This is a genomic window from Actinomadura luteofluorescens, assembly GCF_013409365.1.
Lineage (GTDB): Bacteria > Actinomycetota > Actinomycetes > Streptosporangiales > Streptosporangiaceae > Spirillospora > Spirillospora luteofluorescens.
Window position 1 is genome coordinate 4,013,478 of record NZ_JACCBA010000001.1, and the last position, 13,780, is coordinate 4,027,257.

The 13,780-nt window shown below is 71.3% G+C and carries 13 protein-coding genes and 1 pseudogene; 8 read left to right on the top strand and 6 right to left on the bottom strand.

The genetic code is table 11. From position 1 onward, the window contains the following. Positions 1-66: 66 nt before the first annotated feature. Positions 67-1,812, top strand: coding sequence for an MFS transporter (locus BJY14_RS18460; protein WP_312879300.1), 1,746 nt, complete (start codon positions 67-69; stop codon positions 1,810-1,812). 118 nt (positions 1,813-1,930) lie between these two features. On the opposite strand, the gene BJY14_RS18465 is transcribed toward BJY14_RS18460, so the two are convergent. From BJY14_RS18465 to BJY14_RS18475, 3 genes are all read right to left on the bottom strand, one after another. Further along, positions 1,931-2,482, bottom strand: coding sequence for an SMI1/KNR4 family protein (locus BJY14_RS18465; protein ID WP_179844758.1), 552 nt, complete (start codon positions 2,480-2,482; stop codon positions 1,931-1,933). Positions 2,483-2,618: 136 nt separating this feature from the next. After that, positions 2,619-3,305 carry a response regulator gene (locus BJY14_RS18470; RefSeq protein WP_179844759.1) on the bottom strand — a complete coding sequence of 229 codons (687 nt, stop codon included), beginning with the start codon at positions 3,303-3,305 and terminating at the stop codon, positions 2,619-2,621. After that, positions 3,275-4,606 (bottom strand): sensor histidine kinase, encoded by a 1,332-nt coding sequence (locus tag BJY14_RS18475; RefSeq protein WP_312879301.1) that lies wholly within the window; start codon positions 4,604-4,606, stop codon positions 3,275-3,277. The genes BJY14_RS18470 and BJY14_RS18475 overlap by 31 nt, the downstream gene beginning before the upstream one ends. Positions 4,607-4,732: 126 nt before the next feature. Between BJY14_RS18475 and BJY14_RS18480 the strand changes: the two genes are divergently transcribed. From BJY14_RS18480 to infA, 5 genes are all read left to right on the top strand, one after another. Continuing rightward, positions 4,733-6,112, top strand: coding sequence for an SGNH/GDSL hydrolase family protein (locus BJY14_RS18480; protein WP_218905483.1), 1,380 nt, complete (start codon positions 4,733-4,735; stop codon positions 6,110-6,112). A gap of 71 nt (positions 6,113-6,183) precedes the next feature. Next, positions 6,184-6,972 carry an ABC transporter ATP-binding protein gene (locus BJY14_RS18485; RefSeq protein ID WP_179844761.1) on the top strand — a complete coding sequence of 263 codons (789 nt, stop codon included), beginning with the start codon at positions 6,184-6,186 and terminating at the stop codon, positions 6,970-6,972. Between the two features lie 3 nt (positions 6,973-6,975). Beyond that, positions 6,976-8,907 carry an FtsX-like permease family protein gene (locus tag BJY14_RS18490; protein ID WP_179844762.1) on the top strand — a complete coding sequence of 644 codons (1,932 nt, stop codon included), beginning with the start codon at positions 6,976-6,978 and terminating at the stop codon, positions 8,905-8,907. Between the two features lie 202 nt (positions 8,908-9,109). Beyond that, positions 9,110-9,904, top strand: coding sequence for a GNAT family N-acetyltransferase (locus tag BJY14_RS18495; protein ID WP_179844763.1), 795 nt, complete (start codon positions 9,110-9,112; stop codon positions 9,902-9,904). Further along, positions 9,901-10,125: a translation initiation factor IF-1 gene (gene infA / locus BJY14_RS18500; protein WP_179844764.1), complete on the top strand. Its 225-nt coding sequence runs from the start codon at positions 9,901-9,903 to the stop codon at positions 10,123-10,125. The genes BJY14_RS18495 and infA overlap by 4 nt, the downstream gene beginning before the upstream one ends. A 162-nt stretch (positions 10,126-10,287) precedes the next feature. Here the strand turns inward: infA and BJY14_RS18505 are convergent, their stop codons facing one another. Together BJY14_RS18505 and BJY14_RS18510 are read right to left on the bottom strand one after the other, a co-directional pair. After that, positions 10,288-10,614: a rhodanese-like domain-containing protein gene (locus BJY14_RS18505; RefSeq protein WP_179844765.1), complete on the bottom strand. Its 327-nt coding sequence runs from the start codon at positions 10,612-10,614 to the stop codon at positions 10,288-10,290. A 200-nt stretch (positions 10,615-10,814) separates the two neighbouring features. Beyond that, positions 10,815-11,234, bottom strand: coding sequence for an ATP-binding protein (locus BJY14_RS18510; RefSeq protein ID WP_179844766.1), 420 nt, complete (start codon positions 11,232-11,234; stop codon positions 10,815-10,817). A gap of 114 nt (positions 11,235-11,348) precedes the next feature. Between BJY14_RS18510 and BJY14_RS47730 the strand changes: the two are divergent. Both BJY14_RS47730 and BJY14_RS18520 read left to right on the top strand, forming a co-directional pair. Further along, positions 11,349-12,160 (top strand): annotated as a pseudogene (locus BJY14_RS47730) (helix-turn-helix domain-containing protein). After that, positions 12,157-12,357 carry a DUF397 domain-containing protein gene (locus BJY14_RS18520; RefSeq protein WP_179844768.1) on the top strand — a complete coding sequence of 67 codons (201 nt, stop codon included), beginning with the start codon at positions 12,157-12,159 and terminating at the stop codon, positions 12,355-12,357. The pseudogene BJY14_RS47730 and the gene BJY14_RS18520 overlap by 4 nt, the downstream one beginning before the upstream one ends. 120 nt (positions 12,358-12,477) lie before the next feature. Here the strand turns inward: BJY14_RS18520 and BJY14_RS18525 are convergent, their stop codons facing one another. Continuing rightward, entirely contained in the window at positions 12,478-13,587 is a 1,110-nt protein-coding gene (locus tag BJY14_RS18525) for a winged helix DNA-binding domain-containing protein (protein ID WP_179849476.1), read from the bottom strand. Positions 13,588-13,780 lie beyond the last annotated feature (193 nt).

Sequence of the window (13,780 nt, forward strand, 5' to 3'; positions counted from 1 at the left end):
CCTCGGCGGGCAACAGGTTCGTGGTGCGGCTCACATGAGGGAACTGTCAGAAAGACCCGGCCGCCGGTGTCTCGTGTTCGTCAGGAGGCCCGCGAACGATTTCGCGCGGCATGCCACACCACGAGTGAGGACGAAGTCATGGCGACCACGAAGGCGCCCGCGCCGCCGGCCGGCTCGCGCCGCTGGGCCGCGCTGCCGTTCATCGGCCTGGCCCAGCTCATGATCGTTCTGGACGGGACGGTCGTGAACATCGCGCTGCCGTCGCTCCAGCGGGACCTGCAGATCTCCGACGGCGACCGGCAGTGGATCATCACCGCGTACACGCTCGCGTTCGGGAGCCTGCTGCTGCTCGGCGGCCGGATCGCCGACTACACAGGCCGGAAGCGGGCCTTCCTGATCGCCCTGCTCGGCTTCGCCGGGGCCTCGGCGCTCGGCGGCGCGGCGGCCGACTTCGAGATGCTGCTGGCGGCCCGCGCGCTGCAGGGCGGGTTCGGCGCGCTGCTCGGCCCGGCCGCGCTGTCGCTGCTGGCCGTGACGTTCACCGAACCGAAGGACCGCGCGAAGGCGTTCGGGATCTGGGGCGCCATCTCCGCCGCGGGCGGCGCGATCGGGCTGCTGGCCGGCGGGGCCCTGACCGACTACCTGGACTGGCGCTGGTGCCTGTACATCAACATCCCGATCGCCGTGATCGCGGCGGTCGGCGGGTTCGCGATCCTCACCGAGTCCCGGCACCCCGGCCCGGCGCGGTTCGACTTCCTCGGCGTGCTGCCGGTCACCGCCGGTCTGGTCGCGATCGTGTACGCCACCGGCCGGGCCGGGTCGGACGGCTGGGGCTCGGCGAAGGTCATCGGCCTGCTGGCCGCCGGCGCGGTGCTGCTCGCCGCGTTCACCCTCGTCGAGAGCCGCGTCCCGCAGCCGCTGCTGCCGCTGCGCGTGATCGCCGACCGCACCCGCGGCGGCGCCTACCTGGCCGTGGGCCTCGCTGTCATCGGGATGTTCGGGGCGTTCCTCTTCCTGACGTACTTCATGCAGGTCGTCAAGGGGTACTCGCCGATCAGAACGGGCACGGCCTTCCTTCCGATGGCCGCGGCGGTGCTGCTGTCGGCCGGCGGGCTCACCACCCGGCTGCTGCCCAGGGTCCCGCCGCGCGCGCTGATCGTCCCCGGCATGCTCGTCAGCTCCGCCGGGATGCTGTGGATGCTCACCCTGGAGCCCGGCACCCCCTACGCCGCCGGCGTCCTGGTCGCCGAGCTCCTGCTCGGTTTCGGCGCGGGCATGATCATGCCGGCGTCCCTCGACTACGCCACCCACGGCGTCGACCCGGGCGACTCCGGGATCGCCTCCGCGAGCGTCAACACCGCGCAGCAGATCGGCGGTTCGATCGGCACCGCGCTGCTCAACACCATCGCCACCGCGGCCACCGCGGACTACCTGGTCTCCCACGCCTCGCACGGCCCGAGCCCGGCCGTCGCCAAGCAGGCACTGGTCGAGGGCTTCGGCGCGGCCGGCGCCTGGTCCGCGGGGATCCTCGCGGCCGGCGCACTGATCGTCGCCGTCCTGATGAACACCCCGTGCCCCGAGCACCACCCCGTCCCCGAAGACAAGACCGTCCCCGAGAACCAGCCCGCGCCTGAAGACCAGGCCGTGCTTGAGGACCAGGCCGTGCTTGAGGACCAGGCCGCACCTGAAGACCAGGCCGCACCTGAAGACCAGCCCGTGCTCGAAGACCAGACCGTGCTTGAAAACCAGCCCGACGCCGAGGAGGCCGGGGCCCCGGACCTGCCGCCTGGAACGCCCGCCCACAGCGTCTGACAGACCGCGGCCGCGACCCCGGACCGGCCCCACCTCGCACCGCGCGCCGGCGGCCCGAGGATCAGGAAGCTGGTCCGGGCTCGCCGGCCACGGTCACCGACCGCGCCCGAGATGCCGGTCAGACGAGCCGGCGGCGACCGGCAGGGGTTCCCTTGAGAGCGCCGAGCCGCAGCAGCCAGTTCGCATACCAGTCGGCGAAGTCGAGGCCAGGGGTGAGCGCGCCGCGAAGGCCGCGCACTTCGTCGCGCCAGACCCGCCCGGGGGACGCCCCGGTCACGACCATCCGGAAGTACGCCCCATGCCCGATCTCGGCGATGATCATTGATCCGGTCAGCGCGTCCTCGTAATCCGCGTGCTCGTCCAGTTCCTCGAAACGCTCGCCGGGAACGCGAGCGGTGAACGGGAACGGTGTGGCCAGATACCGGGGCGCGTAGACACCGCGATCCGCCCACTTGGCAGACCGGCGAAGCGGCCACAGACCGTGCCCCGGACCGGCACCCCCGTCACCGACCCGCAGGACGAAGTCGCGGTACGACTCAGGAAGACGGACATCGAGACGTCGTTCCAGGTCGAGGAGCTCCTCCAACCGGCACGGCGGCCCCAACTCGCCCTTGTCGCCCAGTGAGGCAAGGGCAGCAAGAACCACCTGGCGATTCCACATCCACTCCATGCGCGTCTACTCCACGGCGCATCCATCCCTTGGCGAATCGGCGCTTTCCGCGAGCATAAGCCGCACCGGCGGCATGTCCACGGGGATTTTGGCTCCATCGTCCCGGGCTTTCGAGATGCGCCGGGCCGCACGAAGCTCAGCGGGAGTCGGGGGCGGGGGGACGGCCGCGGAGGTAGGTCAGGACGGCGAGGACCCTGCGGTGCGTGTCGTCGGTCTGGGGAAGGTCGAGCTTGGCCAGGATGCTGCGGACGTGCTTGCCCACGGTCGTGTCGGTGACGACCAGCCGCCGGGCGATGGCGGCGTTGGAGTGCCCTTCGGCGATCAGCGCGAGGACCTCGTGCTCGCGCGGGGACAGCGCCGCGAGCGGGTCGCGGCGGCGGCCGATGAGCTGCCGGATGACCTGCGCGTCCACCACCGTGCCACCGTCGAGCACCTGCCGCAGCGCGGCGACGAAGTCGGCGACGTCCACCACCCGGTCCTTGAGCAGGTAGCCGACCCGGCGGCCGTCGCCGGAGTCGAGCAGGTCGGCGGCGTAGCTCAGTTCGACGTACTGGCTGAGCGCCACCACCGCGAGGCCCGGGTCGGCGCGGCGCAGCCGGACGGCGGCGCGCAGCCCCTCGTCGGAGAAGTCCGGCGGCATCCGGATGTCGGTGACGACCAGGTCGGGGCGGTGCTCGGCGACGGCGTCGAGCAGGGCCTCGGCGTCCTCGACGGCGGCGACGACGTCGAAGCCGAACCTGGCCAGCAGCCCGGCCAGGCCCTCCCGCAGCAGGACGCCGTCCTCGGCGAGGACTATCCGGACGGCGGTCGGTTCGGTTCGCAAGGCAGCTCCACACGGACGAGGGTCGGGCCCCCGGCGGGGCTCGACACGAGCAGTCTGCCGTCGATCACCGCCACCCGGTCGGCGAGGCCGGTCAGCCCGGTGCCGCGGGCCGGGTCGGCGCCGCCCTCGCCGTCGTCGGTGATCTCCAGGGTGAGGACGCCGCCGGCCAGGCGCGCGACCACCGCGGCCCGGTCGGCGCCGCTGTGCTTGGCGGCGTTGGTGAGCGCCTCGGCGGCGGCGAAGTAGGCCGTGCTCTCGACCTGGCGGGGCGGCCGTCCGGGCAGGTCGGCCTCGACGGTGACGGCGAGCGGGGACCGGTCGGCCAGCTCGCGCAGCGCCGCCGCCAGGCCCCGGTCGGTGAGGACGCGGGGATGGATCCCGTGGACGAGTTCCCGCAGCTCGGTCATGAGCAGCTTGGCCTCCGCGTGGGCGTCCGCGACGCTGCCGGCCGCCGGGGATCCGGGCGGTAGGTCCACGCGGGCGATCCCGAGTTTCAGGGTCAGCGAGAGCAGCCGCTGCTGGGCTCCGTCGTGCAGGTCGCGTTCGATGCGGCGGCGCTCGGCCTCGAACGCGTCGACCAGCCGGGCCCGGGACCGCGCGACCTCGACGAGTTCCGCCTGGAGCCGCCCGCCGGAGCCGTTGCGCAGCAGCGCCCGGGCGAGCGCGCCCTGCGCCCCGGCGACCAGGGCCAGCAGGTACGGGACGGCGGGCAGCAGCACCAGCCCCGCCACCGCGTAGGGCAGCGCGGCCTCCGAGGTCGCGATCCTCACCGGGCCGAGCACCATCGGTCCGTCGCCGCCGAGCAGGATCAGCGGGGCGGTCACGGCACCGAACTCGAAGGCCAGCGCGGACAGCAGCGCCGCGTACAGGACGGGGACGGCGGCAGCCAGCAGCATGAAGTACCCGAGCGCGCGCCAGGTGACCGGCTCGGTGTAGCGGGTGCGCAGCCACGGCAGGACACCCCGTTCGGGCGGCCGCCGATGCCCCGGGCCCGCCGGGCGGACGTCCACCATGCGGAGCCGTCGCCGTTCCAGCCCGGTCAGCGGGATGGTCGCCGCCGGCCCGAGCCCGGCGACCAGCAGGAGCCCGAGGACGGCCGGCAGCGCCCGCTCGCCGAGCGCGGCGTCGGAGACGGCGGCCAGGAGCAGCGGCATACCGAGCAGAGCCAGCGGCAGACCCGCCGCGACCACGACGGCCACGGTCGACAGCAGGTAGCCGGCGGCGCGCCAGGGCCAGGCCGTCAGAAGGAACCCGCGGCGTCCCATCGCGGCAAGAAGGGTGGGCGGCGGGTCGTTCGGCACAGCCGTACGCTAGCCGACCCCGCGACGTGCCCGGCCTCCACGAACGCAGAGGTAGTGCTAGGCATACCACCAAGTTGGTGGATCACCGTGATGCGGCCGCTGGTGCCTCGGCGGTGGGATCGGAGCATGAGACGAAAGCTCCCCGCACGGATGGTCGCGCCCCTGGCCGGCGTCACCGCCGCAGCGCTGATCGGCGGGATCGGATACGCCTGGCCCCGTCCCGCCGAGCGCGCGGCACAGGCAGCGTCCCACCGGACCGCGCCCCACCAGACCGCGGGCTGGTCTCAGAGCTGGGGCGCGGCAATGCAGCGGCCGATCGCCGGCGGCGAGGACGAGGGGCCGAACTGGTCGGTGGAAGGCTTCGGCGACCACTCGCTGAGGCAGGTCGTCCGTCTGAGCGCGGGCGGCGCGAGGGTGCGGATCCGGCTGTCCAACCTGTACGGGACCCGGCCGCTGCGGGTCGCCGCAGCGGCCGTCGCCCGTTCGGCGGGCGGTGCCCAGGCGTGGCCGGGCACCACGGCCGCGCTGACCTTCGACGGGACGCGGTCCGCCACCGTGGCGCCGGGCGCCGAGATCGCCAGCGATCCGGTGCCGCTGGCCACCGCGCCGCTGGAGAAGCTGGCGGTGACGCTGCGGTTCACCGGCGCGACGGGGCCCGCGACCTTCCACCGCTTCACCACCCAGCCCGCCTACCGCGCCCCCGGCGACCACCTGTCCGACGAGGGCGCCGGCGCCTACACCGCCTCCACCGACGCGCTGTATTACCTGGCGGGCGTGGAGGTCACCAGCGGTAACGGCGGTGCCAGCGAGAACGGCGGTGCCAGCGAGAACGGCACTGGCGGAGCCCGCGCGGGCGGGAACGGCGCGGGCACGGTGGTCGCGTTCGGAGACTCGCTCATCGACGGCGTCGGAGCCGCGCCGGGCGCCGACGCGCGACTCCCGGACGCGCTGGCCGAACGTCTGGCCGCCGCCCGCAACCCGCTCGGTGTCGTCAACGCGGGCATCGGCGGGAACCGGCTGCGCTACGACTCGGCGTGCAGCGGGGAGAAGGCCACGGCCCGCTTCGCCCGCGACGTCCTGGACCGTCCCGGCGTGCGGGCGGTGATCGTCCACCTGGGCGCCAACGACATCCGCGTCACTCCCGGCGACCCCTGCCTGCGGCCGGGCGGACCGGCGACCGCCGCGCAGGTCATCGCCGCCCAGCGGCAACTGATCCGCGCCGCCCGCGCCCGCGGCCTCAAGGTCGTCGGGACGACCATCATCCCGATGAAGGGCGCCCTCTTCCCCGTCTGGACACCCCAGGTCGAGAAGAACCGCGACGCCGTCAACCACTGGATCCGGACCAGCGGCGCCTACGACGCCGTCCTGGACGCCGACCGCATCATGGCCGACCCCGCAGACCCGGACCGCCCCCGGCTCTCCTACGTCTACCAGGACGGGCTGCACCCCAACGACGCGGGCTACCAGGCCCTCGCACGCGGCCTCGACCTACGGACCCTGCGATGACAGAACCGGCAAGGACAGACCCCCCAATGACGGGACCGCCCATGACAGGGCCTGCGATAGGAGGCCCTGCGATGACGAATCCCACCACGACGGGTCCTGCACTCACAGATCCCGCCCGCGCGCATGCCGCCGTCCCGGTCGCACCGGTGCAGATGTACCAGGTGAGCAGGCATTACGGGACGGGGGAAGCACGAGTGCAGGCGCTGACCGACGTCAGCGTGACGTTCCCCGCCGGTTCATGGACCGCCGTGATGGGCCCATCGGGCTCGGGCAAGTCGACCTTGCTGCACTGCGCCGCGGGCCTGGACCGGGTGACCTCCGGGCACGTCCTGCTCGCCGGGCAGGACGTCACCCACGCCACCGACGCGACGCTGACCGCGCTGCGGCGCCGCGCCGTGGGGTTCGTCTTCCAGAACTTCAACCTGATCGGCTCGCTCACCGCCGAGCAGAACGTCGCGCTCCCTCTGAAGCTGGCCGGGGCCCGGCCTTCGCGCAAGGACGTGCGGGCCGCCCTCGCCGACGTCGGTCTGGCCGACCGCGCGCGGCACCGTCCGCGCGAGCTGTCGGGCGGGCAGCAGCAGCGGGTGGCGATCGCCCGCGCCATGGTGACGCGGCCTTCGGTGCTGTTCGCCGACGAACCCACCGGGGCCCTGGACACCGGATCGGCCCGGACGGTCCTGCGGCTGCTGCGCCGCATGGTCGACACCGCCGGGCAGACCGTCGTGATGGTCACCCACGACCCGGTCGCGGCGGCGAGCGCGGACGCGGTCGTGTTCCTGTCCGACGGCCGCGTCGCCGACCGCCTGATCCGTCCGTCCGCCGCCCAGGTCGCCGAGCGGCTCACCCGATTGGAGGGCTGACGCGTGCTGCGCATCTCCGCCAGCACCGTCCGGGACCGCTGGCCGCTGTTCACCGGGGCCCTGCTGACCGTCTCCCTGGGCGTGGCGCTGGTGCAGTCGTCGGTCCTCGTGCTGCTCTCGACGGGCGAGCCGAAGATCCCGCCGGGCACTTCCGGCCGGACGGCCGAGCAGATCCGGGAGGGGTACGTCGGGGCCGCCACGCTGCTGGGCATGGCCACACCGCTGGCGATGTTCCTGGCGGTGTTCATCGTGGGCTCGACGTTCGCGTTCGCCGTGGAGCAGCGGCGCAAGGATCTGGCCCTGCTCCGCATGCTCGGCGGGAGCCGTCCCCAACTGGTGAGGCTGCTGCTGGGCGAGGCGTTCCTGCTGGGGCTCGCCGGCAGCGTCGTCGGGATCTTGCTGGGCGTGCCGGGCACCTGGCTCCAGGCCCGGCTGCTGGTCGGCATCGGGCTGCTCCCCAGCGGCTTCTCCCCGCGCTGGTCCGCCGGAGTCCTCCTGATGTCGCCCGGCGTGGGGATCAGCGTCGCGATCTTCGGTGTGCTGTCGGCCTCCTACCGCGCGGCCCGGGTCCGTCCGCTGGACGCCCTGCGGGGCGCCCCGCGCGCGACCCGCGTGATGACGGTCGGCCGCTGGCTGTCGGGGGTCTCCTCCCTCGCGCTGACGATCCTGATGATCTCGGCCGGGCACGGCGCCGACCTGCTCGGCGCCCTGCTGTTCGGGATGGCGGTGTCGATCTTCGGATCGATCGCGCTCAGCGCGCTGAGCCCGCTCGCCGTCCCGCTGGTCGGCCGGGCGCTCGGGACGGTGCTGCGCACCGGGGTGCTCGGCGAGCTCGCGCAGGCGAACCTGCGCGACGCGGTACGGCGCAGCGCCTCGACGGCCGCGCCCGTCATCGTCCTGGTCGGCCTGCTGATCGGCCTCACCGGCGCGCTGAACTCGCTGGCCCGCGCCACCGGCGCCGACCTCGAACGGCTCACCGCCGCCGACCTGGTGGTCACCTCGAAGGGGGCCGCCGCCGCCCGGATCCCGGAGATCCCCGGCGTCGCCGTGGCGTCCCCGCAGAGCCCGGTGGAGATGTCGGTGACGTCCCGGCACCGCATCGAAGGCCGCTCCTACCGGCAGACCCGTTACTCGGGCATCACCGCCGTGGACGCCACCGCCTACCGGCGCACCCACCGCCTCACCCTGCGCTCCGGCTCCCTGGACGCGCTGCACGGCCGCACCATCGCGATCGGCCCCCAACTGGCCGCCGAAGGCGTCCGCAACGGCGACGTCACGGCACGGATCGGCTCCCGCAAGCTCAAACTGCGCATCGTCGCGCGCCTGCCGGAAGTCCTGGAGAACGGCAGCGACAACTTCCTGGTGCCGCGCGAACTCGTCCCCGCCGAGATGCTCGCGGACGCGCCCACGGAGACGCTGGTGCAGGTCGCCCCCGGCACATCGCCGCAGGCGGTCGCCACCCGGATCCGCGGCGCCAGGCTCGGTGAGGTGCGCACCCTCCGCCAATGGGCCGACGCCAGAGTGGCGGACCAGCAGCGCGGCACCACGGGGATCATGTCCGTCCTGATGGGCATGTCCGGCCTGTACGCCGCCATCGCGGTCATCAACGCCGTCGTGATCGCCGCCGCCGAACGCCGCACCGAGTTCGCCGTCGCCCGCGCCACGGGCCTGACCCGCGCCCAGGTCGTCCGGATGGCCGTCATCGAGTCCGCCGCGGTCACCTTCATCGGCCTGACGCTGGGCTCCCTGGTCGCGGCGGGGGCCTTGGCGGGCTTCTTCCCGAAGATGCAGGGCGTCCGCGTCCTCGCCGTCCCGTGGAACCTGCTCGGCCTGCTGACCGTCGTCTTCCTGGCCCTCTCCGCCGTGGCCGCCGCCCTCACCACGATGGCCGCGACGAGACCGTCCCCGACGGCTCTAGTCGCCGCCCGCGACTAGACACCACCCATGCATAAAAAGGGTTTGAGGGAGGCGGCGACCGGTTGCTACCGTCCTGCTCGGCCGTGAAGACGTCGCTAGGAGGTGAGACCCGTGAACCCTGTCACCCATGGGTGCTCCCTCAGCCCGTCACGGTCCGGCGGCTGACGATCGGTGTCGCCAGGAGCGCCTGAAAATCGAGGCACTCCTGAAGGAGACTCCGATGAACCCAAAACCTTTTACATCCGGCCTGAGCGAGCACGCGGTGAAAATCACGCGCGTCGCGGACAGGCAATGGCATGCACTGGACGACGACCTGGTGGTCGGCCGTGGGTATGCGGCACACCGGCCCGACGGACGCTTGTTCGTCAGCATCGACGCCTGGCACGACACCGCCTTCGACCAGCTCGCCGAGGCGATGCTCCCGGAACTGCCGGCGCCGCTGTACACGGTGGTCGACGAAGCCGACGTCGAACTAACGGACAGGTGGCGGCGGGCCGGTTTCACGATCCGGCGCCGCGAGTGGGAGTACGCCGTCCCAACCGACCCGCGCGTCACAGGGCTCGCCGACGTCCCGCCGCCTCCAGGCGTGACGATCGTGCCCGCCGGTCAGGCGGACGAGGGCCTGCTGCGGCTGGTGGACCGCGCCATCCGCGACGAGGTCGAGGCGACCACCGGGTGGTGGCAGTCGATGCCCGCGGAGGTGCTTCCCCGCCCCGCAGACGACACCATCGTCGACCCGTCGAAGTACGCGGTGGCCGCGGCGCCGGACCGATACCTGGGTCTGATCCGGGTGGTGACGGTGATCCGGCCGCGCATCGGCCTGGTCGCGGTCCGCGCTGCTGAGCAGCGCCAAGGCATCGCGCGGGCGCTGCTGGCCCACGCACTGGAGAGACTGCACCACTCCGGGTTCACCGAGGCCTGGACCGAAGTCCACGAGTCCAACCAAGCCGCCTCGGCGCTGATCGAGAGCATCGGGGCCCGGTCGGTGTCCAGCAACCTGGAGCTGGTCCGATGACGAGGAACAAGCACGGCCTCGAACTCGAAGGCAAGGTCGTCGAGTGCCTGCGCAGCGCCATGTTCACCGTGGAGTTCGAGGGCGGACACCGGGTACTCGCGCACATCAGCGGCAAGATGCGCCAGAACTTCATCAAGATCTACCTGGAGGACCGGGTCCTGGTGGAGCTCTCCCCCTACGACCTGACCCGCGGCCGAATCGTCTTCCGCTACCGCAACTAACAGCGGGCGCATTCCGCGATAGCTGATCCAGGGGCCCCGGTCACGGCGTTCTCACGTGGCCGGGGCCCGGCTGAATCTCCAGCAACCCCACGAGGCCGCGATCGCCCGATGGTGACCCGATCGGGGGAAGGCAGCGGCTTCCGCGCCGCCCTCCCCGCCGTCTCAGGCGGACTCGGTGGGGAGGTCGGCCTCCACCCAGTCCTGGATGCCCTCGCGGTACTTGCGGACGTTGGTGTAGCCGAGGGCGGTGAGCCGGTCGGCGACCTGGCCGCTGTTTCCGCACGCCGTGTTCGAGCAGTACGTGACGATCGCGGCGTCGCGGTCGGGGAGCAGGGCCGGCGCCCGGGCGTCCACGTCGGCCGGGACCAGCTCGACGGCGCCGGGAAGGCGCTGCTCGGCGTAGTACTCCCCGCCCAGGGTGTCGAGGACGGTCACCGAGCCCGTCTCGATCGCCGCCTTCAGCTCGTCACGGGTGATGAGTGCGGTCATGCCAGTGCCTTTCCAATCGAATAGGACCACGGTCCGGTTTCACTCGGGACGATAACGGACCGCAGTCCGATTAGGCAATGACGTACCGGCTCGGGCGTCCCACCACCGCCCACGTCGAGCCCGCCCATCCGGCGAGGCGGGGGAAGCGCGGCCGCACCCCAGGGGGTCGGGTGCGTCCGCTCGCCGGACGGGCGGGGGTCCTAGAGGGCCAGCCGCGCCCAGACGACCTTGCCGCGACTGCCGCTGATCAGCCGATATCCGCAGCCGCCGGTCGCCAAGAGCCGCACCATCATCAGGCCCCGTCCACCCTCGGCCTCGGCATCGGCCTCCGGCACGACGGGCGGTGCATGGGACGGGTCCCACACCCGGAACTCGACGGCACCGTCCACGAGCGTGACCCAGGCCTGGATCTCATGCCCCTCGACGGCGTGCACCACGGCATTCGTCGCCAGCTCCGACATGATCGTCCGGCCGACATAGTCGAGCCGCCCCAGCCCCCACGCCTCACACGCCTCACACGCCTGCGACACCAGCGACCGCGTCAGATACACGCTCTCCGGATAGGCCCGCCACCGAAGCGCGAACTCATTCGACGCGTCCGACGGACGCTTGTCCCGCATGTCCCGAATGCCATTCATTTCGGACCGCCTTTCTCCCTGAACCCTGCCCCACCTTCCCGCCACCGGCTACGCTTGTCGCGTTTCGTTCAGGAATCCCAAGATTGAGGATCTTGAATGCCGAAGGCCGACAAGCTTGATCCAGAAAACAACCCATGGCATTGGCTGGCCAGCGACCTGCGGATATGGCGCCTGGAGCGCAATCTCTCACAGGCCCAACTGGCCGACGTCTTACGTGTGGACGATTTCACGGTTTCGAACTATGAATCGGGCACCACAAATCTCTCGAAAGAGAAGGCAGAAATACTCGACCAGATTTGGAGGACTCGGGGGCATTTTGCCCGACTTCGGCGATATGCCGAATCGGCATATGATCCGAACTGGTTTCACGCCTACACCAAGTACGAGCAGCAGGCCGACGTCATCAGCATCTACTCCGCCTTAGTGATTCACGCGCTGTTCCAGACCGAGCAGTATGCGCGTGCGCTGATCGAAGGCGCACAGGTGGTGGAGGACGTCGAGGCCGCGGTCGCCATCCGCATGGAGCGGCAAGAGCTTTGGAACCGCGTCGACCCGCCGGAACTACGCATCTTCGTGCGGCAATCAGTTCTCGAGATCCTGTAGGGGGGCCGGAGATCATGCGTGCGCAACTCGCTCACTTGCTTGACCTCAGCCATCGCCGAAGGGTGGTCGTCAGAGCGCTCCCCAAGTACAAGGCCGCACATGCCGGGGTGGACGGCTCGTTCACGATCCTAGAGGTAGGCCGAAAAGAGCATGCCTGGTCAGCAGCGGTCGAGGGTGGTCGGCTCGTATCTGATCCGGCGAAGATCAGGAAGTACCGACTACGCTTCGGACTGATAGGGGATGACGCCCTGTCCCGAGACTCGACCCGGAGTCTCTTGCGCGAATTGATGGAGGCCGTGAAATGAGTAGCCCCGTGTGGCGAAAATCAAGCCGGAGTGGTTCGGGCGCTGACGGCGGACAGGACTGTGTTCAGGTTGCTGCACTTGCGGAAGGACGCGGCATCAGGGACAGCAAGGCACCCGACGCCGGCCACCTCGCCGTCTCCCCCACAAGCCTCACCCAGCTCATCACTCGCGTGAAGCGCGGCGACCTGGACCTCTGACCCTCCCGACAACGCGGACGGCCTCCGCCTTCGACCGACGTTCGGAATCGACCGCTCGAAGGCGAGGCCCGCCCAGCGCCGACCACCTTAAGCAAGCCGGAACGGTGAAACGGCGACCTATCAGGATTCGAAGCGGATGTCGCGAGTGGCGGCGTCGGCGGCGGCGAAGTCCAAGAGCCGTTCACCCTCCTCGGTCAGCGCATCCTTGTCTCGCGACGCGAGCTGCTCATAGGGCCGGACGAGCAGCGTCGCGGTGTCCCGTTCACGTTCCAGTTGCCAGTCACCGGCGGTGAACCCGTCCAGGAGCACTACGCCGGGCAGTGGACGGCGCGTGGCGTAGTTCTGCGCGCGGAAGGCGTCGGTGATGACGCGGCCGCGGTCGGCGTGCGACAGCAGCAGATTGTCGAAGTCGTACAGAAGACGCGGCGGCGCGGGGGTGTCGGGATCGGGCCGGGGAGCGTTGGGGACGTCGAACAGTTCACGCCCGTCGTCGTCGGTGAAGACGGCCAGGCGGGGACGCAGCCGGTTCACCACCTCCCGCAACCGCGTCAGCCCTGACCACTTCTGCACGTCCTTCACGGACGCGGGGCCGAACGCCGCCAGGTAACGCAGGACCATCTCCTCAAGGGACGCGTCGGCCGCCAAAGATCGGCCCAGCCACACCTCGGCAGTCGTGTGCGCGATGGGCCCGCTTCGCCCCCACACACCCCGGGGCGGCACCTGCACCAACGCCATCCTGTTGCGGGCCGCGTACGCGAGCGACGCCGGGGGCCGGTCGCCCCATCCCGCCGCCCGGCCGTGTTCGGCCAGCAGCGCGCCGAGTTCCTTGCTCGTACGCGGCTTCTCCTTAACCAACGGCCGGGCGGCGGCGACCAACTCGTCCATGTCCAAGCCCTGGACGGGTTCGCCGTGGGTGTGGTTGGAGAACAGGTCGCGGTCCAGGACGGGCTGGGTCAGCGGGCGCAGCCACAGGCAGTCGCGCGCACTCACCAAGTGGATCGTCGAACGCATCAACGCGATGCGCACCAGTTGCCGGTCGAGGAGCAGCTGCCCGATCTGCTCCGGGCGCACGTCCTCCAGCCGTACGCCCAGGCCCACGTACCACGAGTGCGGCGTCTGCGCCTGCAGACCCACCAGATGCTCCACCGCCTCCACCACGGGCAGTGTCGAACGGGCCAGCAGCAGTTGCCGGTCGAGCGTGGCGCGGTTGAGCGCGCGGCGAGTGAGCATCGGTGTCACACGGGTCAGAGTAGGGGCGGAAGAACTCGTTGCTCCGCGACAAGCAACCCTACCGACCCTGACGCAGACCCCCTGCCCATCTCCGACGCCATCGCCGACACCCTTATGGGAGCAGAAGCATGAGCGTCCCGCCCGACGCGTGGCGAAGCCACGCACAAGCCTTGACCGTCCTACTCAGAGCGCC

Bases quoted from the DNA above. Each gene is read 5' to 3' on its own strand.
- BJY14_RS18465 (WP_179844758.1), bottom strand. From the start codon at position 2,482: ATGGAGTGGATGTGGAATCGCCAGGTGGTTCTTGCTGCCCTTGCCTCA.
- BJY14_RS18480 (WP_218905483.1), top strand. From the start codon at position 4,733: ATGAGACGAAAGCTCCCCGCACGGATGGTCGCGCCCCTGGCCGGCGTC.
- BJY14_RS18485 (WP_179844761.1), top strand. From the start codon at position 6,184: ATGACGAATCCCACCACGACGGGTCCTGCACTCACAGATCCCGCCCGC.
- BJY14_RS18495 (WP_179844763.1), top strand. From the start codon at position 9,110: ATGAACCCAAAACCTTTTACATCCGGCCTGAGCGAGCACGCGGTGAAA.
- infA (WP_179844764.1), top strand. From the start codon at position 9,901: ATGACGAGGAACAAGCACGGCCTCGAACTCGAAGGCAAGGTCGTCGAG.
- BJY14_RS18505 (WP_179844765.1), bottom strand. From the start codon at position 10,614: ATGACCGCACTCATCACCCGTGACGAGCTGAAGGCGGCGATCGAGACG.
- BJY14_RS18510 (WP_179844766.1), bottom strand. From the start codon at position 11,234: ATGCGGGACAAGCGTCCGTCGGACGCGTCGAATGAGTTCGCGCTTCGG.
- BJY14_RS18520 (WP_179844768.1), top strand. From the start codon at position 12,157: ATGAGTAGCCCCGTGTGGCGAAAATCAAGCCGGAGTGGTTCGGGCGCT.
- BJY14_RS18525 (WP_179849476.1), bottom strand. From the start codon at position 13,587: ATGCTCACTCGCCGCGCGCTCAACCGCGCCACGCTCGACCGGCAACTG.